Annotated in this window: 16 protein-coding genes; 8 read left to right on the forward strand and 8 right to left on the reverse strand. The window is 60.0% G+C overall.

Features of this window, described 5'->3' with window-relative positions:
* Positions 1–10: 10 nt before the first annotated feature.
* The 7 genes from ACR0J4_RS14005 (at position 11) to ACR0J4_RS14035 (ending at position 8,405) form a co-directional block, all read left to right on the forward strand.
* Positions 11–1,564: a caspase family protein gene (locus ACR0J4_RS14005; protein WP_170643294.1), complete on the forward strand. Its 1,554-nt coding sequence runs from the start codon at positions 11–13 to the stop codon at positions 1,562–1,564.
* Entirely contained in the window at positions 1,534–2,235 is a 702-nt protein-coding gene (locus ACR0J4_RS14010; protein ID WP_170643293.1) for a hypothetical protein, read from the forward strand. Before ACR0J4_RS14005 ends, ACR0J4_RS14010 begins: the two co-directional genes overlap by 31 nt.
* 11 nt (positions 2,236–2,246) lie before the next feature.
* A complete protein-coding gene (locus tag ACR0J4_RS14015) occupies positions 2,247–2,651 on the forward strand; it encodes a hypothetical protein (protein ID WP_170643292.1) in 405 nt (134 codons plus the stop codon).
* 222 nt (positions 2,652–2,873) lie between these two features.
* Entirely contained in the window at positions 2,874–4,970 is a 2,097-nt protein-coding gene (locus ACR0J4_RS14020) for a hydantoinase/oxoprolinase family protein (protein ID WP_170643291.1), read from the forward strand.
* Positions 4,967–6,607, forward strand: coding sequence for a hydantoinase B/oxoprolinase family protein (locus tag ACR0J4_RS14025; protein WP_480668703.1), 1,641 nt, complete (start codon positions 4,967–4,969; stop codon positions 6,605–6,607). Before ACR0J4_RS14020 ends, ACR0J4_RS14025 begins: the two co-directional genes overlap by 4 nt.
* Positions 6,604–7,671 carry an aminotransferase class I/II-fold pyridoxal phosphate-dependent enzyme gene (locus ACR0J4_RS14030; RefSeq protein ID WP_170643290.1) on the forward strand — a complete coding sequence of 356 codons (1,068 nt, stop codon included), beginning with the start codon at positions 6,604–6,606 and terminating at the stop codon, positions 7,669–7,671. The genes ACR0J4_RS14025 and ACR0J4_RS14030 overlap by 4 nt, the downstream gene beginning before the upstream one ends.
* On the forward strand, positions 7,668–8,405 hold the full coding sequence (locus tag ACR0J4_RS14035; RefSeq protein ID WP_170643289.1) for an aspartate racemase/maleate isomerase family protein: 738 nt from the start codon (positions 7,668–7,670) through the stop codon (positions 8,403–8,405). The genes ACR0J4_RS14030 and ACR0J4_RS14035 overlap by 4 nt, the downstream gene beginning before the upstream one ends.
* 4 nt (positions 8,406–8,409) lie before the next feature.
* Here ACR0J4_RS14035 and ACR0J4_RS14040 read toward each other — a convergent pair whose 3' ends face one another.
* From ACR0J4_RS14040 to ACR0J4_RS14070, 7 genes are all read right to left on the reverse strand, one after another.
* Positions 8,410–9,765, reverse strand: a complete 1,356-nt coding sequence (locus ACR0J4_RS14040) for an MmgE/PrpD family protein (RefSeq protein WP_170643288.1) — start codon at positions 9,763–9,765, stop codon at positions 8,410–8,412.
* Between the two features lie 127 nt (positions 9,766–9,892).
* A complete protein-coding gene (choV, locus tag ACR0J4_RS14045) occupies positions 9,893–10,918 on the reverse strand; it encodes a choline ABC transporter ATP-binding protein (RefSeq protein ID WP_170643287.1) in 1,026 nt (341 codons plus the stop codon).
* 3 nt (positions 10,919–10,921) lie between these two features.
* On the reverse strand, positions 10,922–11,752 hold the full coding sequence (gene choW, locus ACR0J4_RS14050) for a choline ABC transporter permease subunit (RefSeq protein WP_170378502.1): 831 nt from the start codon (positions 11,750–11,752) through the stop codon (positions 10,922–10,924).
* Positions 11,753–11,838: 86 nt separating this feature from the next.
* The gene (gene choX / locus ACR0J4_RS14055) at positions 11,839–12,765 is read right to left on the reverse strand and encodes a choline ABC transporter substrate-binding protein (protein WP_170643286.1); all 927 of its coding nucleotides are present in this window, start codon (positions 12,763–12,765) and stop codon (positions 11,839–11,841) included.
* Positions 12,766–13,104: 339 nt separating this feature from the next.
* The gene (locus ACR0J4_RS14060; protein WP_170549340.1) at positions 13,105–13,884 is read right to left on the reverse strand and encodes a carnitinyl-CoA dehydratase; all 780 of its coding nucleotides are present in this window, start codon (positions 13,882–13,884) and stop codon (positions 13,105–13,107) included.
* Between the two features lie 3 nt (positions 13,885–13,887).
* The gene (locus ACR0J4_RS14065) at positions 13,888–15,903 is read right to left on the reverse strand and encodes an acetate--CoA ligase family protein (RefSeq protein ID WP_170643285.1); all 2,016 of its coding nucleotides are present in this window, start codon (positions 15,901–15,903) and stop codon (positions 13,888–13,890) included.
* Positions 15,904–15,905: 2 nt separating this feature from the next.
* On the reverse strand, positions 15,906–17,066 hold the full coding sequence (locus ACR0J4_RS14070; RefSeq protein WP_170643284.1) for an acyl-CoA dehydrogenase family protein: 1,161 nt from the start codon (positions 17,064–17,066) through the stop codon (positions 15,906–15,908).
* Positions 17,067–17,165: 99 nt separating this feature from the next.
* Here ACR0J4_RS14070 and ACR0J4_RS14075 point away from each other — a divergent pair, with 99 nt between their 5' ends.
* Complete coding sequence (locus ACR0J4_RS14075) at positions 17,166–18,083, forward strand: GlxA family transcriptional regulator (protein WP_480668704.1); 918 nt, start codon at positions 17,166–17,168, stop codon at positions 18,081–18,083.
* 45 nt (positions 18,084–18,128) lie between these two features.
* On the opposite strand, the gene ACR0J4_RS14080 is transcribed toward ACR0J4_RS14075, so the two are convergent.
* Positions 18,129–19,256 carry a TauD/TfdA family dioxygenase gene (locus tag ACR0J4_RS14080; RefSeq protein WP_170643283.1) on the reverse strand — a complete coding sequence of 376 codons (1,128 nt, stop codon included), beginning with the start codon at positions 19,254–19,256 and terminating at the stop codon, positions 18,129–18,131.
* Between the last annotated feature and the right edge of the window lie 143 nt (positions 19,257–19,399).

Raw genomic sequence — 19,399 nt, forward strand, 5'->3', positions numbered from 1 at the left:
AGGTGACGGTATGACTCGGTTCCGATTTTTGCTGGTTTGCATAATGTCCTGTCTGGTTCTGGCGACAGGCTCGGCCCGGGCGGCTGATCGTGTGGCCTTGCTGATCGGCAATTCCGACTACCGCGCCCCGGATATGGCCTTGCGCAACCCAGTCAACGATGTCGAGGCTTTGGGCGTAGCGCTACGCGAGCTTGGCTTTGCCGTGACCGAGGCCACTGATCAGAACGCAGCCTCGATGGATCGGGCCGTCCACGCCTTTGGGAAAGCGGCGCAAGGCGCTGAAATGGCTGTCTTCTTTTACGCCGGTCACGGGGTTCAGATCGGCGGTCAGAACCACCTGATCGGCACCGAATTCTCGGGCAGTGACCTGACCGCCTTAAGCCGAAGTTCGATCACCATCGACCGCGTGCGCGATGTTCTTGCCAAGGCCGGGCCGGATGTCGGCATCCTTCTGCTCGACGCTTGTCGCAATAACCCGTTCTCGGACAAAGGGATCGTCGAACAGGGCCTCGTCCGCATCCGGGGCGGTGCAGGTTTGCTGATCGCCTATGCCACTGACCCCGGCAACGTGGCATATGACGGGCTGGGCGACAACAGTATCTTCACCTCGAGCCTGCTGGATCATATTGCAACGCCCGATCTGGATGTACGGCTGATGCTCGGTCGGGTGCGTCAGCAAGTGGTTCTGGATACCGAAGGCCGCCAGATCCCATGGGTCGAAGAATCCGTTCTGGATGAACATAGTTTTGCGCCGGGTTTGTCCTCGGCCAGTCCCACAGACGCTTTTGAGGCCGATATGGCCCATTGGCGAAGCATTTCCGCAAGCAGCGATCAATCTGACTTCAAGGACTATCTGCAAACCTATCCCGACGGCCTGTTCGCCGCTTTCGCGCGTGACCGGATTGAGCTGCTGAGGAACACCGCAACCGCCCCAGCCGCGCCGATCAGTGCAACGCTGGCTGCTGCGGAACCCGATAAGCTGGCCGCAGCCCTTTCCACCCTTGGGCTGATGCCAGATGGGCCAAGCCGGAACCTGGAACCGGCCCTCGATCAGTATCGCCGTCGCTTGCCGCTGCAGGAAACCGCAACGCCAGAGCGTCTGTTTGAAGACGCCGCCGAAGTCTCGGTCTTTCTGGCCGCCACGACATTGCAGAGCCTGCGCACAGATATCGTTGCACTGCGCAGTGTCGAACGCACTCTGGCTGTTGCTGAAAACGCCTTGGGCCAGATCGAAGAGATCGCCCGTTCGGATCCTGCCGCGCTGCCGGTGCTACAACAGGCCCGCAATGATATCTACGACATCTATCGCTCACGCGGTGTCATTCTAAGGCGGCTGGATCAAAGCCGCAGTTACTACGATGAACTTTTGACCCGCGCCGTGGTGTTCTTTCCATCCGAGCCAGGTGCAGATTTCTTTGACGCTGCGGCAACTTCGCGTAACCTCGGGCAAGCCCACGCGCGCCTGAGCGAGGATGCCGCATTGTTTCTGCGCCATGTGGCGCAGGCAGAAGATAGTAAAAAAGGGAGTTATCAATGGCTGGCAGATCTTATTCCACCCGGCTGATCGCCGCCGTGTTAGGGGCATCTTTGGCCCTATCCGCTTGCGGTGGCGGCAGCGAGCCGGAAACGCTGAGATCCGTAGGCGCTGGATCAAGCCAGGCCGAGGCCGATCTGGCGAAACAAGCCGCAGCATTGCAAAAGACGATCCTGCAAGGGGCGATTGCAGGTGGTGTAGCGGGGGGCGCGATCGGCTTTGGGCTGGGCGGTTCTGACGACGTAGGCACAGGCGTCGCCCTCGGATTGGGTGCTGGCGCTCTGGCAGGCACCTATGTGGCCTATGTGCAGCGCAGCTATGCCGGGCGCGAAAGACGGCTGCGTCAGATCAAATCCGATCTGGACCGCAACGCCGCCGAAATGCAGACCACGTTGAACGTGATGAACGAAGTTCTGGTGGCTCAAAAGGCTGAGTTGGACGCACTGAACGCTCGCGCCGCAGCGGGAACCGTTGATCAGGCCGAGTTGCAACGAGAACTGACCGAGGCCAATGGCAATCTGAAACAGATGGAGCTGGCCATTGACGGGGCAACCAAACGGCAGGCGGAATTTGCTGAGGCGCGCAGCCTGACGATCAAGCGCCGCCAAACCACCTCGCCCATTGACGGTGATCTGCAGGCTCTGTCCAACCAGATTTCGCAGATGCGCGGAATCGCCAGCGATCTGGCGTCGTCGCTGTGACAGGGCCGAATATGATCACGCGCATTGCTCTGCCTTGTCTTCTGTTGGCCGCCTGCCAAACCACCACGGACCCGGCGGACGGAGGGTTCTTCGCCGGTGTATCCGGCATCGCGACCGGGGCCTATGATGACCGGATCGAAGCCGCCGAGGGCGATGTGGCGACAGCTCAGGCCCGCAACGACGCATTGGCCGCGCAGATCAGGTCCTCGGAATCGGAACTATCGCAGCTGAAATTGAAAATCCTGCAACAGCGCGATGCAATTGGCGGCGGAGACCCCGCCACAGCCGCCAGAATCGACAGGGTGCTGAATGCAAAGCCCCAAGGCACCACTGCCGAGGCACAATTGCAGGCCCTACAGCGCAGCATTTCCGAGGCCCGAGCACTAAGCGCGGATTTGGCGCGGTTGTCAGGATAAGCCCTGCTAGCCCAGGTCAGGTTTTTACGTCGCTGAAAAGCCGCGATGTCGCAAATGCGCTAGCAGTGACGTAAAAACCGCCCGAGAATTCCTTATGACTTGTCAGTGCTTCCCAACTCGTATGGATCGCCGGGCCACCGGCTGCAACTTGGTGGCACCGCGTCGGTAACAGGCCGAACGGGCGCTATGCCCAAACTGTTACAGACGACAACGGACCCCTCCATGACAACTGCTCTGCGCCTCGCCATAGATATTGGCGGCACGTTTACCGATACCGTCCTCGTTTCAGGCAATGAGACGATACTGGCTTCGACCAAAACCCTGACCACTCACCAAAATCCGGCCGAAGGCGCAATGGAAGGGGCGCTGCGCGTTATGCAAAGCGCGGGACGGTCCCTGGCCGAGGTGACCGGCTTCGTCCACGGCACGACACTGGCCACCAACGCTCTGATCGAGCGGCGCGGGGCCACCGTGGCGACCATCGCCACTGAAGGCTTCCGCGATATCCTCGAAATCGCCTACGAACGGCGCTATTCGCAGTATGATATCAATCTGGAAAAACCCGATCTGCTTGTCCCGCGTGAACGCTCTCTGACCGTTCGCGAGCGAATGTCAGCGACCGGTGAGGTTCTGATCAAACTGGAAGACGGCGCTATTGAAGCGCTTGTGGCTGAAATCGACGCTAGCGGAGCGGATGCGGTTGCGATCTGCCTCATGCATTCCTACGCGAACCCCACGCATGAACGTCGGCTGCGCGATGCTCTTGCCGAACGACGCCCCGATCTGACCGTGTCGATCTCATCCGATGTCAGCCCCGAGGCGCGCGAGTTTGACCGGCTCTGCACCACGGTTGCCAACGCTTATATCCAACCCCTGATGGAGACATATCTGACCCGCTTCGTGAAAAAGTTCGAAGCCGAAGGGGTCAACTGCCCAATCCTGATGATGACCGCAGGTGGCGGGATGTGTACCGTCCAGACGGCTATGCGTTTCCCGATCCGGCTGGTCGAAAGTGGCCCTGCCGGAGGGGCAATTCTCGCCGCGCACATCGCCGCTCGGGCCGGGTTGGATCAGGTTTTGTCCTTCGACATGGGTGGCACGACTGCCAAGCTCTGCCTGATCGACAACGCCCGACCCCAAACCTCGCGGCAGTTCGAAATCGCACGGGCCGCGCGGTTCATCAAAGGTTCGGGCATGCCGGTGCGTATCCCTGTGATCGAGATGATCGAAATCGGCGCCGGCGGAGGTTCCATCGCCGGGGTGGACCGGTTGGGCCGCCTGACGGTGGGGCCAAAATCGGCGGGCTCAGAACCCGGCCCGGTGGCCTTTGGGCGCGGCGGGACCGAGCCGACCGTGACCGACAGCGATATCACTTTGGGCTACATCGCGCCCGACACATTTGCCGAAGGCTTCATCAAGATCGACCCCAAGGCGTCAAACGATGCGTTGCAACACGTAATCGGCACGGCGCTTGAAACCGACGCGACAGGGGCCGCTGATGGGGTCAGCCGCATCGTAGATGAAAGCATGGCCAGCGCAGGGCGGATGCACGCGGTGGAGTCGGGCAAAGACCTCGGGCCACGCACCATGATCGCTTTTGGCGGCAACGGCCCGCTACATGCCAGCCGCGTGGCTCGATCTGCGGGCGTTAACCGCATCGTGGTGCCTCCAAATCCCGGTGTTGGCTCAGCCGTGGGCTTTCTATTCGCACCCGTGTCGTTTGAGATCGTGCGCTCGTACTATTCTCTACTAGGTACGTTGGATTTCACGGCGATCAACGGCCTTTTTGACGATATGATCGCCGAGGCCAGCGCCGTTGTTGCCCAAGGTGCCGGAGATGCACCGACCGAAATCCGACGCTCAGCCTTCATGCGCTACAGCGGTCAGGGGCATGAGATTGAGATTCCGCTGCCGGACCGCGCACTTACCCCTGAAGACCTCGCCTCGCTGACAGAGGCGTTTGAATCCGAGTACCGCAAACAATTCTCGCGCCCTGTGCCGGGCATGCAGATCGAGATTTTGAACTGGGCTGTACAGGTCGCGACCCCGGACGCTGCCGTTCCTGAACTGCTTGCCACGCCGGCGGTGACCACGATGACGCCTTCAGAAACCCGACCCATCATTTGTGATGTAGACGGGCAGAGGAAACAGGCTGGTTTTGTGGCCCGCGCCAATCTCAACCCCGGCGACCACATCTGCGGCCCCGCGTTGATCCATGAGCCACAAACGACGACACTCGTCTCAGCCGATTTCTCGGCCCATGTGGACGCCATCGGAAACCTCGTCCTGATCCGCGACCAGAAAGGAGGCACGCATTGACCCCTGCCCGACTACAAGTAATGTGGAACCGGCTGCTGGCGGTTGTCGAGGAACAGGGCCAGACCTTGATCCGCGCGGCTTTCAGCCCGATTGTACGCGAATGCGGCGACATTTCTGCCGGGATTTTCGACGCAAACGGCCGGATGCTGGCGCAGGCCGTGACCGGGACGCCGGGCCATATCAACACCATGGCCGAAGCCGTTCAGCACCTGCGCGCCGCCTTCCCGGTTCAAACGATGAAACCCGGCGACATCTATATGACGAACGATCCATGGCTCGCCTCGGGTCACTTGAACGACTTCCTGCTGATGATGCCTGCGTTCAAGGATGGCAAGGTCGTCGGCTTCACCTCCTGCACCTCGCATCTGGTTGACCTGGGCGGGCTTGGAATGGGGCCTGAGGGCTCGGACATATACGACGAGGGCCTGCTGATCCCGCCCTGCAAACTGGTCGAGGAAGGCACGCCGAACGCCCTTCTACTTGACATCATCCGCGCCAATAGCCGTGAACCGGTGGCGAATGAGGGCGATATCTACGCCCTGATCGCCTGCTGCGAGGCTGGGGTGAACCGGTTGGTGTCGATGATGGAGGAATTCGACATAGACGATCTGGACGCACTGGGGGCCTACATCATCGAGACCTCGCGCCGGGGCACCTTGGCCGCCATCGCCGAGGTACCTGCTGGCGTCTACAAGAACATCCTGAAGATGGACGGCTATGAGAATGAGCTGGAACTGCACGCCACCCTGACCGTCAGCGCCGACGGGATGCATGTGGATTTCACCGGCACATCCGGCTGTTCCCGCAAGGGCATCAACGTGCCACTGAACTATGCCACTGCCTATACCGTTTTTGCCCTGCGCTGCATTGTCGGTTCGGACATTCCCAACAATGCAGGCTCACTGGAGCCGTTCACTGTCGATGGCCCCAAGAGCTGTATCCTGAACGCACAGCGCCCTGTGCCCGTCGCGATGCGCCATACGCTGGGTCAGGTGACCCCTGATTTGGTTCTGGGCTGCCTGCATCAGGCCCTGCCCGAACAGGTCCCCGCCGAGGGCGCATCCTGCATGTTCGATCTGCCCATGCGCCACGCACCCGAGGTCGCCCGTTACGGAGGGCGCGAATTCGCGGTTGAGCCTGTGCATAACGGCGGCACGGGCGCGCGGCCTCATGCGGACGGGTTATCGGCAACGGCCTACCCTTCGGGCGTGTTCGGCAGCCAGGTAGAGATCACCGAAAGCGTCGCCCCCGTCACGATCTGGCGGCGCGAGCTTCGGCCAGACTCGGGCGGTGCGGGCAAGTACCGCGGCGGGTTGGGGCAAAGGATCGAGATGACCTCGGCCAACGGAGCGCCCTTCATCGTCTTCCTCTCGGTCGAGCGGCTGAAATTCCCCGCGCTTGGTCGGATGGGTGGCCAACCCGGAGCACCCGGGCGCATCCGGTTCCGCGACAGCGACACTGACATCCCCGGCAAGGGCGAGCTGAGGGTGGAAGACGGCGATTACCTTATCTTTGAAACCCCCGGAGGAGGAGGCTTCGGCGATCCGACAGACAGGCACCCAGAGGCGCTGGCACTGGATCTCAAGCGCGGTCTGCTCAGCGCCGAAGGGGCCAAAGCATACGGAGATGGCTCATGATCCGGCCCGTCCCTCATGTTGGTGCCCTGGCCGCCTATGCACTGGCCGATCTTGGCGGTCCTCAGACGATTTCACTGGCCCAGAACGAAAGCGCTTTTCCCGCCAGCCCAGCCGCCATTGCAGCCGGACAGGCCGCGATGGCAAACATGCCACTCTATCCTGATCCGGAATGGCCGGACCTGCGTTTGGCGATAGCCGAAGCGCATGGGCTGGACCCGAGCAACATCCTTTGCGGCGCGGGATCGATGGAGCTGATCGGTTGCCTGATCCGCGCCTATGCCGAGCAAGGGGACCGCGTGCTGGGCACCGACTACGGCTACGCGTTTGTCGCCTCGGCAGCCGCGCAGGTGCAGGCGGATTATGTCAAGGCGCGCGAGGTCGATTTGACTGTTTCGGTGAATGACATCCTGAGCGCAGTCACTACAAAAACCCGCATCGTCTTCGTCTGCAATCCCGGCAATCCGACCGGAACGGTTATCCCGAACGCTGAGATTGTGCGCCTGCGGACCAGCCTTCCCAAGAACGTTCTGCTGGTCGTCGATCAAGCCTACGCCGAGTTCTCGGATGCCGAACATGATCCGGCAGAGATATTCGCTATGATTCAGCGCGGCGATACGTTCATCACCCGGACGTTTTCCAAAGCCTATGGGCTGGCGGGCGCTCGGGTCGGGTGGGCCTATGCTCCGCCCGAGATTGGAGCAGAGCTGCGCAAGCTGTTGAACCCAAACAATGTCTCGATCCCCTCGCAGGCAGCGGCTGCTGCGGCGATGCGAGATCAGGCGCATATGCGAGAGGTTGTGGCAAAAACTGCCGAAATCCGTGATGCGTTCATCGAAGATTGTCGCTCTATGGGGTTAACCGTCCCGCAAAGCCACACAAATTTCGCCTTGCTGCGTTTTGCCTCAGTCGATCAAGCGCAGCGGGCCGATGCCGCTTTGCGCGCAGAAAACTTGCTGATGCGCGGGATGGGCGGCTATGGCCTAGGCGATTGCCTCCGCGCCACGATTTGCACACCAGACGTGATGAACCGCGCCCGCGATGTGTTGGAAGGAGTTCTGAAATGACCGAGACCCGAACTGCGGCCAAGATCGGCGTTCTGGTGCCTTTCACCAACACAAATCTAGAGCCGGATCTTGCGTTGATGCGCCCGCCCAACACCACGCTGCATTTTCAGCGCATGGGTGGGTATGACGTGGACGAAATCCCCGGCTCGGATCAGATGGCCGGTTTGGGCGCGTCGGATATCAGCCATGATTTGCGGATGATCTCCGGCGTGCGGCCCGACATCGTTCTGTACGGCTGCACCTCGGCCACGCTGACCCACGGCCCATCTTTCGACGCAGAGTTGGCCGAGCAGATCAAATCCGGTGCCAATGCCAAATCAGTCACAGCCGCTAGTGCTCTGATCGCGGGCATTCAGGCGTTTGGGGCCCGCAAAGTCGGTTTTTCGTCGCCCTATCTGGGCGAGATCAATACGCAGGCCATCGCGTTCATGGCCCAAAATGGGGTCGAAACGGTCAAATGCGCCGATGTGGGCCGGGAACTGGGCAACTACGGTCAGGGAGAATTGACCCCGGACGAAGTCTTCGACCTCGCCTGCCAGGCCGACCACCCGCAGGCCGAGGCGATTGTTCTGAGTTGCACCGATATGCGGTCCGTCGAGGCCATCGAACTGATTGAATCCACGCTAGACAAACCCGTTGTAACGTCCAACCAGGCGATGATGTTCTGCTTGCTGCGCGAACTCGGGCTACCACGGCATCAGGGGTTACCGGGGCGATTGTTCGACTGTATTTGAGGGGCTAGGACCCGCACGGAGCGTCATAGATCAACGCGCCAAGATCCGAGAAAGCCGATGCCGGATCTCTCAGCCCCAGAACGGCGTCGCGTATGGCGGACGCCCTTGTTTCGCCGAGCGAGGGTGTTGCGAACTCCATGAATTTCGCGACCACTTCGGCCTGATCCATAGGAGCCTCGGGGCCGCCGCGCGCATGAACGTCGCCCGTCTCCAGCACCCGCCCGTCGTGCAAACGGATCGTGACATCGGCAATACGACACTCGGGGAAGCGGGCCGAGTGCCGCTCGTCTTCGGCAACGGAAATACGCTCCAACAAAGAGGCCACCAAAGGATCGGAAAGACCCGCGCCCGATATATGCTCAACCCCGATCCTCCCATAGGCCATCATCACTGCCACCGCGAATGGCAGCGAATACTGTGCCTTTGAGGTGTCGTCTGGCATGCCCTGAAACAAACAGGCGCTCTCGCGGAAGGTATTGACCTGCACCGAGTCGATATCTTCATGGCTCAGGTCATGGTCGCGCATGAGCTGACGGACAGCGTCGATCGCAGCGTGTGCCCAACGGCAGATCGGGTAAGGTTTCACATATTGATGCTGCATCTGCCAGAACTGGCCAAGGTCCTGCCAATGGATCGTGACCTCTTCGGCTTCGATTGTGATCGCCGGCGCGCCGGTAAAGCCTTTCTCGGCCAAAACCGCCGCAGACACACCGACCAAAGCCCCCCAGCCCGAGCCATCATGCAACATTGTGGGGTTCGCGATCTCGCGCATCATCTGGCTGCGGGGGCCGTGATATTCGGCAATGCCCATGGCCTGCCGCAAATGATCCGCACTCAACCTACGCATTCGAGCCGCAACGGCGACGACGCCCAAGGCGTTCCATGCCCCCGATGTGTGATAGTCACTGACCGTTTTATGCAGAGAAATCCCGGCCCGCCCGGCGACCTCATATCCGATGGTGACAGCGGTCAGAGCTTCGGGGCCCGAGAAATCCGGAACCGTATCAGCCAGCGCGCAAAGCGCCGGAACGACCACTACACCGATATGCCCTTTGGTCGGGTTGTAACCGTCATGCCCGTCCAGATTGTCAGTCTGCGTCGCAGCGGCATAGGCAGACCCGGCAGCACTGACCCGGCGGCCATCAAACAACATCCGCGCGCTGAGCGCCGGATCACCTGCCCCATAGAGCGCAAAAGCGGTTTCTCGGGCGATTGACCCCGCCGCCATAGGACCCGATGCAATCGTAATGCCCAACGTGTCGAGTAGCATCAACGCGGCTGCGTTCAGCGTCGCATCGGGAATATCCTCGGGTGTTAAACCAAGGGTGAAATCAGCAACTCTTTGGAAGGTATCTGTCACGGCCTGCTCCTAGCTCAACACCTCTCGAGGCAGGTTAGGAGGTTTCGAAGGGGATGGCACGAAAACAATTGAGAGCAGACGGTCCAGAGTCTTAGTGCCGGACCGCCCCATGTTTAAGGTCAGAGGGTTACTGCCCCATCGGATCAACCAGCTTGTTCAACACACGGTCTTTCGTGACCTGACCGATGATCGCCCCGTTCTCGATCACGCCAACCGGTGCGTTGTTCTGGTCAAAACCCTGAATGACGTCGCGAATATCCGTATCCGCATCGATAGAGCGGTCCGGCGTGCCGGTTGCAGGCTCCATCACATCCCGCGCGCGCAAAACGCCCAGAGGGTTCATATGCGCAACGAAATCGGCCACGTATTCGTCTTCGGGATTCGAGTAGATCTCGGACGGGGTGCCGCATTGCACGATGCGACCGCCCTCCATGATGGCGATGCGATTGCCGATCTTGAAGGCCTCATCAAGGTCATGGGACACGAAGATGATCGTGCGTTTCAGCTTTTCCTGAAGGCGCAGCAGTTCATCCTGCAGCTTGGTCCGGATCAGCGGATCGAGGGCCGAGAACGGCTCATCCATCAGCAGGATCGGTGCTTGGGTGGAAAAGGCGCGGGCCAGACCGACGCGTTGTTGCATACCGCCCGACAGCTCTCCGACCTTACGATCCGCCCAGTCGGACAGACCGACCAGAGCAAGTTGCTCATCGGTGCGCTGCAACCTCTCAGTGCGGGACATGCCAGACAGCTCCAGCCCCAGCCAGACGTTTTCGCGCACCGTGCGCCACGGCAGCAGGCCGAATTGCTGGAACACCATCGCAATATGGTTCTGGCGCATCAGGCGCAGGGTACGGGCGTCGGCGTTGGTGACATCAACCATCTCCGACCCGTCCGAGACCCGAACCGCGCCGCGGATCACCGGGTTCAACCCGTTCACCGCCCGCAATAACGTGGATTTGCCCGAACCGGACAGCCCCATCAGCACTAGCGTTTCGCCCTCATGCACGGTGAGCGAGCAATTGTGGACTCCCAGCACCTGCCCGCAGGCTTCTTTCACCGTTGCGCGGTCTTTGCCTTCGTCCATGAAGGGCAACGCGCTTTTGGGGTCGTTGCCGAACGCGATTGAAACATTGTCAAATTCAACTGCGGTCATGGATCAATGCTCCACTCTGAGGACGCGATCTAGGATGATCGCCACAACAACGATGACAAAGCCGGATTCGAAACCAAGGGCCGTGTTCACCTGATTGAGCGCCCGCACGACCGGCACACCCAAGCCGTCAGCGCCAACAAGAGCGGCGATCACAACCATCGACAGCGACAGCATGATGGTCTGGTTCAGCCCTGTCATGATCTGCGGCAGCGCGTAAGGCAGTTCAACCTTCCACAGAGTTTGGGATTTGGTCGCGCCAAAGGCCTCAGCCGCCTCAAGCAGCGGGGTCGGCGTCGAGGACACACCCAGATGGGTCAGGCGGATCGGAGCGGGCAACACGAAGATCACGGTTGCGATCAGACCCGGCACCATGCCGATACCAAAGAATACGATCGCGGGGATCAGGTAGACGAAGGTCGGCAGGGTTTGCATCAGGTCCAGCACCGGCCGCATCGCCACGTAAAGCTTGGGCCTATGCGCCGCCGCGATGCCAATAGGCACGCCAATCGCCATACAGACCAGACAGGAAGATAGTACCAGAGTCAGGCTTTCCGTCGTTTCTTCCCAATATCCCTGATTGAGAATGAACAGAAATCCCAGCGCCACAAACAGGCAAACCTTCCAATTCCGCTGCAACAGCCACGTGATGCCCACGAAGACGCCTACAACGATCAAGGGGTGCGGGGTTTGCAACACCCACAATATGCCATCAATCAGCGCCTCAAGAACCCAGGACAACCAATCGAAAAATGGCTCCCCTATCTCTTGGAGCCATTCAAAAACCGCTCGGGCCGTCTTGCCGACGGGTATCTTGTTGTCGGTCAGCCAATCCATCTGTCTGCCTTTCAGAGTATTCCGGGCCTGAGATCAGGCCACAAAAAAGCCCTCCGCCACAGACACGCGGCGAAGGGCGTTAAAGGTTATTGACCCAGAGCTGCGCTTACTGCGGCGACGGCGTCACCACCGTCACGGGTCGTTACGCCATCCAGCCATGGGGTATAGGCATCCGGGTTAGCTTTCAGCCATGCGCTGGCTGCGTCCGCCGGGTCTTCGCCACCATCCAGAATCGCGGCCATGATCTCGTTTTCCATCGCAAGCGAGAATTCCAGGTTGTTCAGAAGCGCGCCAACATTCGGGCATTCTTCTGCATAGCCTTTGCGGGTGTTGGTGAACACGGTCGCGCCGCCGAAGTTGGGGCCAAAGAACTCATCGCCACCCGTCAGGTAGGACATCTCGAAATTGGCGTTCATCGGGTGCGGTTCCCAGCCCAGGAACACGATCGGATCGCCCTTGCGCGAGGCGCGGTCCACCTGCGCCAGCATGCCTTGCTCCGAGCTTTCTGCGACCTCAAAACCAGAGAGGCCAAACGAATCGCCATCGATCATGGATTGAATCAGGCGGTTGCCGTCATTGCCCGGCTCGATTCCGAAGATTTTGCCGTCCAGAGCGTCGGAGTGCGCTGAAATATCAGCGAAATCCTTGATGCCCAACTCGGCGGCAGCCGCGTTGACGGCCAGCGTGTACTTGGCGCCTTCCAGGTTCGCGCGCACGGTTTCAACCGTTCCCGCCTCGCGATACGGCGCGATATCGCCTTCCATGGTCGGCATCCAGTTGCCCAGGAACACGTCGATATCGCCTTCGGCCATCGAGGTGTAAGTCACTGGAACGGAAAGGATCTTGATCTCGGTATCGTAGCCCAACGCGTCAAGAATTGTTGTCGTTGCGGCAGTGGTCGCAGTGATATCGGTCCAACCGACATCCGAGAATACGACCTCGTCGCAATTGGCCAATGCCGCCCCGGCAGATGCCAGAATGGCAAGGGTTGAAATGGTTGTTAGGGCTTTCACTGGAGCCTCCCTGTTTTTTTGATTGACTGGTTAGTTAGGAAAAATAAATGACACATAGTCAAGTCTAATTGTTCACATGCAGCCGGATTCAGGCAACAGTTTCTGTCGCGCGCTGAACAATTCATGGATTACGTGGCATGGATTTCAGTTTGGCTGGGTGCGGTTTGTGTCGCAGGTTTGAGTTGCTGACGCCCCGTGGGGCAGGCGTGTCCTAATTCAATATGACACGAGCATGCAATCCGTTAGCAGGCCTCCCAAGGAACCGTTGGGCGCAGCTACTTAGGTGTTGCGGCCCCATCAAAGACGGAGCCGCCGAGAGGGTTCAGACCCCAAATTTGCTTACTTGCCTTTCCACACAGGATCACGCTTTTCCGCGAACGCGCGCGCGCCTTCCAGCTGGTCCTCACTGGCATAGAGAGTATCGACGGTACGCAGCTGCCGTTTGGTAATACGGTTCATGGCGTCCTGGAACTTGCTGTCTTCGGCATCGCGAACGACCTCTTTGATCGCGGCATAGACCAGCGGCGGGCCCGAGGCCAACAGGCGGGCCAGCTCCCACGCGCGATCCATCAGCTGATCCGCGGCCACGATTTCATTCACCAAACCCCAGCGGTTGGCTTCCTTCGCGTCGAACCAGCGGCCCGTCAGCAGCAGCTCCATCGCGATGTGATACGGGATGCGCTTAGGTAGTTTAACGCTGGCCGCATCCGCGACGGTGCCCGAGCGGATCTCCGGCAGGGCAAAACTCGCATGGTCTGACGCGAGGATCATGTCGGCGGACAGCGCAAGCTCTAACCCTCCGCCACAGGCAATGCCGTTTACAGCTGCGATGACGGGTTTGTTCATGTCACGCAATTCCTGCAGACCGCCAAATCCGCCAACGCCATAGTCCCCGTCGACCGCATCGCCATCGGCTGCGGCTTTCAGGTCCCAGCCGGGACAAAAGAACTTCTCGCCCGCACCTGTCAGGATCGCGACGCGCAGGTCCGGGTCGTCGCGGAACTCGGCAAAGACGTCGCCCATGATGCGGCTGGTGGCCAGATCAATGGCATTGGCCTTGGGCCGGTCCAATGTGACCTCAAGGATCGCTCCGTCACGGCGGGTTTTGATCGGGTCCATATCTCAGGCCTTTCTGATGAGGGCATCCACAGCCACCGCCTTATCGGGCGTGCAGAGGAGCGGGTTAATTTCGACCTCGCCAAGCGTGTCCGCGTTTTGCATGACATAGGCCTGAACGGCCTCAACAGCGGCCACGATGGCATCCATATCAGCCGCCGGTTGACCGCGATAGCCTGCCAGAAGCGGTGCAATCTTCAATTTACCCAAGGCGTTGCGGATGTCATCAGCAGAACTGGGCACCAGCAAGGAGGCGGTATCGCGCAGCACTTCGGTCAACACGCCGCCCGCGCCCAGGGTCAGGACAAACCCATGCGCCGGATCGCGCACCACGCCCACAAGAAGCTCGGCCACTGTTCCGGTGATCATCTCTTCGATCAGAATTTCAGGGGTTCCGATATCTGCGGCGACATCGGCCACGTCTTCGGCAAGAACACCCAATCGCACGGCCGCGTGTTCCGACTTATGAGCCAGCCCCACGCCCTTGACCGCAAAGGGCGCGTCCATACCCTGAGCGGCAGCGCGCGCCTGGTCGGCACCTGCGACTGTGCGGTTCTGCGGGATGCGCATTCCACACTCGGCCAGAACGCGTTTGGAATCGCCTTCGGTGAGAGTCCGATTGGCCTCGGCCGTTCCGGGCAGAGTGACCGGTGTGTCTGAAGGAGCTGTGATCTGGCCCGCCGCTTCGGTTGCGGCAAGAGCTTCGCGCAGCCCCATGAAGGGCACCACGCCGCCGTCCATAAGCTCTTGCGCTACATCTTCGGGTATCAACTCGGTTAAAGTCGCGGCAACAGCAAATCGCGCACCGGTCTCCGCACGCACTTTCATTGCCGCACGCGAGGCATAGGCCCAGTCGCTCGCGTCCGTGGTTGGATAGTCGAGAATCGAGAACGTCAAGTCTATGTCGTCGCCCGTCATCCCAGCCCAGGCCTTCGCCATTGCCGCTTCATCCCGCCAGATATAAGTGTGGTAGTCCAGCGGGTTATTCAGCGCCACCATCGGCCCAAGAGCTTCACGCAGGTGGGCTTTCTGACCGTCGCTCAGGCGCGGGAAGGTCAACCCGGTCCCAACGGCCATGTCCGCGATCAGGCTCGCCTCCCCCCCGGAACAGCTGATCGAGGCTATGTTGCTGCCCGGAAGCGGGCCATAGCAATGCAGCAGTTTCAGTGTTTCCAGAAAATCGGGCAAGGCGGATAGGCGTGGAATGCCGAGCCGCTCCAAAAGGGCCTGCGCACCCGCGTCGCTTCCGGCCAGAGAGGCGGTATGCGACACGGTTGCGGCCTGAGCCTGCTCGGACGCACCGACCTTGAGCGCCACCAGAGGGATGCCTTTGGAATAGGCCTTCTGGGCCAGAGCCTCCCATTCGCGGATGTCCTTGAAGCCTTCGATATGCAGGCCTACAGCCGTAACGCGCGGATCTTCCAGCAAGGCGGATGCAATTTGTGCCTGACTGGTCTGCGCCATGTTCCCGCAGGTCACCATATAGGCGATGGGCAGCGCGCGTTTCTGCATGGTCAAGTTGATCGAGATGTTCGAGCTTTGCGTTAGGATCGCAACGCCGGACTCGACCGGCTTGGCCCCGTGCTGGTCGGGCCACAGCAAAGCCCCATCCAACGCGTTAATGAAACCATAGCAATTGGGTCCCAGAATGGGCATGTCGCCCGCAGCTGCGACCAGTTGTGCTTGCAGATCGCCCCCTGTGTCATCCTCGGCCACGGCCTCGGAAAAGCCTGACGCAAAACATACAGCACCGCCGGCGCCGGTGGCAGAAAGGGTGCGAACCGCCTCAATCGTGGCATGGCGGTTGATGCCAATGAAAACGGCATCTGGCGGTGCTGGCAGGTCTTCGAGACTGGCATAGGCCCTATGGCCAGCGATCTCGGTCGCTTTGGGATGAACAGGCCAGATCTGACCCGCATAGCCCATGCGTTCAGATTGCAGAATGACCTGCTGACACCAAGCACCACCGCCGATCACGGCGATGGATTTCGGGCGCAAAAGCCGGGTGAGGTCTTTGGTCATCGTCAGGCGCCCAATGGACGCAGAAGATCACGGCTGATGATATGGCGCTGGATTTCGCTGGTGCCATCCCAGATCCGCTCAACCCGCGCATCGCGCCAGAAACGCTCAATTGGGAAGTCGTCCATCAGACCCATGCCGCCATAGATTTGCAACGTCGTGTCGGTGACCCGCGCCAACATTTCCGAAGCATAGAGCTTGGCCGAGGCAATCTCGCGGTTCGAGGGCAGGTTTTCGTCCAAGCGCCACGCAGCCGACAGAGTTAACCAGTCCGCGGCATCAATCTCGGTGATCATGTCGGCGATTTGGAACCCAATGCCCTGGAATTTGCCGATGGGCTGGCCGAACTGCTTGCGCTCGGCAGCATAGTTCAGCGCATAGTCGAAACAGCGCCGCGCTCGACCCACCGAGAATGCCGCAACCGTCAAACGGGTCGCATAGAGCCACTCGTTCATGACCGCGAAACCACCATCGACCTCGCCCAGAACCTGAGCGTCCGGCAGGCGGCAATTGTCGAAGTAGAGGATGTAGTTCTTGTAGCCCTTGTGGCTGACCGAGTTATACCCCTCGCGCACCTCAAACCCGGGCGTTCCGCGATCCACCAAGAAGGTTGTGATCCGCTTTTTTGGCCCTTTTGGTGTTTCATCCACACCGGTCGCAATGAAGACGATGAAGAAATCCGCGTGTTCTGCGCCGGAAATAAAGTGTTTGGAGCCGTTGATGACCCAATCGCCTCCATCCTTTACAGCCTGACATTTCATCCCGCGCACGTCCGACCCCGCATCCGGTTCGGTCATCGCAAGCGCATCCATCCTTTCGCCACGCACAGCAGGCAGCAGATAGCGTTCGCGCTGTTCATTATTGCAGGCCATCAGAATGTTCTGCGGACGACCGAAGAAATGGGTCAAAGCCATCGAGCCACGACCCAGCTCGCGCTCGACCAGCGTAAAGTCGAGATGCGAAAGGCCTGCGCCGCCAACCTCTTCGGGGAAGTTGCAGGCATAAAAACCCAGATTGATGCATTTCTGTTTGATCTCTTCGCCCAGCTCATGCGGCACCTGACCGGTGCGTTCGACCTCGGCCTCATGTGGGTAGATTTCGTTTTCGACAAAGCTGCGGACTGTCGAGACGATCATGTCCTGTTCTTCGGTGAGACCAAACTGCATGGCGCGATATCCTTGGATAGGTGATTGACGCAGGAAACGAGATTCCTCATGGTCGCGGCATGCAGTTTTCGCCGCTGATCATGCAAAGTTGGTAAAATTTTGAGTCACAGATTTAACATTCTGCTGTTCGATGGATTCTCGAACCACTGCCTCGCCAACATGGTCGAGCCTCTGCGGGCGGCCAACACTCTGTCCCGGCAGTCTTTGTATGAGTGGCGGTTCTGTTCCGTTGACGGAGAACCCGTCCACAGCTCCAGCGGGCTTGCGGTGACGCCGGATGTCGCCTTGACCGACCACAGAGGGGATGTTCTGGTCGTGATGCCCTCCTACGGGTTCTTGCAATTGGGCACGCCCCGTACCCTACGCGCCCTGTTGGCGGCTGCAAAAAGGCACGCACAGGTGGCCGGGCTGGATACCGGCAGCTGGTTGATGGCGCAGGCCGGGTTGTTGGATGGGCAGCGCGCGACCATTCACTGGGATGAGCTTTCCCGATTTGAAGAAGCCTTTCCAGCCGTAGACGTCGTACAAGAGCGTTATGTCATTGATGGCGCTCGTCTGACCTGTTCCGGGGCGATGGCGGCGTTTGATCTTGCACTGGCGCTTATCCGCACGGATCACGGCCCGCTGTTATCGATGGAGGTCGCCCATCTGTTTATGAGCCGTGGCCGGAGCGACCACTATGCCTTGCCGATGCAAACCGAAGACACTCTGGTGAATCGCGCACTGGCCATCATGCAAGCAAACCTTGAAACACCGCTGTCGATCACGCAGGTCGCGCGCAAAGCGGGCTGCACTCAGAAACGGCTGGAAATGCGCGTTCAGGCGGACCTGAAAACTACACCGCAAGCGCTCTATCGTCGGTTGCGTCTGAACCTTGCGCGCAGGCTGACTGAAGAGACCGAGCAATCCATCGCCGAGATCGCCAGCCGGTCGGGCTACGAGAACGCCAGCGCGATGACCCGTGCTTTCAAGGCCGAGTTCGGGCAGACCCCCTCGGCCTTCCGCAACAGGGTGTAGAGGGACAGCGCCGCCCCAAGACGGCGCTGCTCTTTTGTCAGGCGTTTAACGCGACAGAACGCGCAGGCGACTTTCGAATTCACCGCGATCCACGTAGCAGCCGTGCAGGTGACGGTGGCCTGTATTGGGATCGAAAGCCGACCGCCCATGCAGCACGCGGCGATTGTCAAAGACTACCATTTCGCCGCCCTTCAACTTGAGCTGAAGCAGGTATTTGGGGTCGCGCGTCATCGCCATGAACTTCTGATAGGCGCGGTAGTAGCGCGGCATGAGAGCGGGCTCGATATCAAGGAAATCCGCCAGATGCGCGTTGAAGCAGATCTCTATCACGTCGCCGTTTTCATCGCAGGTGATGACCCGTTTGCGCGAGCGGATATCCGTTTCTCCATCATGGAACCGGAACGGGATCGAGGTGTCGCACAGGGCGTCAAAGGCATCGGGATCTTCCAGTTTCAGGTCCTCTGCCACCGCATAGCCATCACAGAACAGCGACTCACCGCCCTCAGCCTCGTTGGCGAGACAGTGCAGGAACTGGAACCCCGGAGGCAGTTCCTGATTGGTCAGGTCGGTGTGCAGCGGCAGCGCAACCGGCGTGTAGGCTAGGTTATTCGGGTTGGGTTTGGATTTGACCTCGAAGGTCAGTCCAAAATTGGTCTCGCGCAAAAAGCCGATCCGGCGCGCGACATCCATGCCAGCCTCGGTGCTGTCGGCCAGATGGTCCACGATGCTCAGCCCGTATTGACGCGCGGCGATCAGCCAGTCCTTCAAAGCACTGTCTTGTGTCAGCACCCCATCGGCGTTCGCGCGGGGAATACCGGCGGGCGAAAGTTCGGCCCGCCATGTGACAAAACCGGTATCGGCCGGATCGAAAGCAGGTTGCCCCGGGCGGCGATCGCGCAGCCTGTCCAGATCAAAACCGGTGGGCGCCTGATCTTTGGCCCAAACAACATGCAGGCTGTTGTCGGACTGGAAGGCCTGCACGGGTTTGATATCCAGCGCAATGGCGGTGAGGTCGGTCAGGCGCTCCAGCGTCTGTGGGTGGAACCCAGCGGGGTCGTTTTCGCGTAGCCAGATGAATGGGAAATCCCCGGTCATATGGTCGGGCCAAGTGATACGCACATGTGTTTCGGCCAGTTCAACCTGAACCGGTTTCGAGAGAGTTTGAGTTGTCATGTTAGTCTTTCGCGTTGAGTTGAAATTTGGGTTCAATCTCAGCGCGGGGATGGGGGCGGCCACCAATCATAGGCCTTCCTGTAGGGATGCCCGGGTCGGCGGCCCAACGTCGCTGGTATTTCTAAGCTGGATGGCATGCGAAG

It is taken from the genome of Ruegeria sp. B10, from assembly GCF_056539825.1.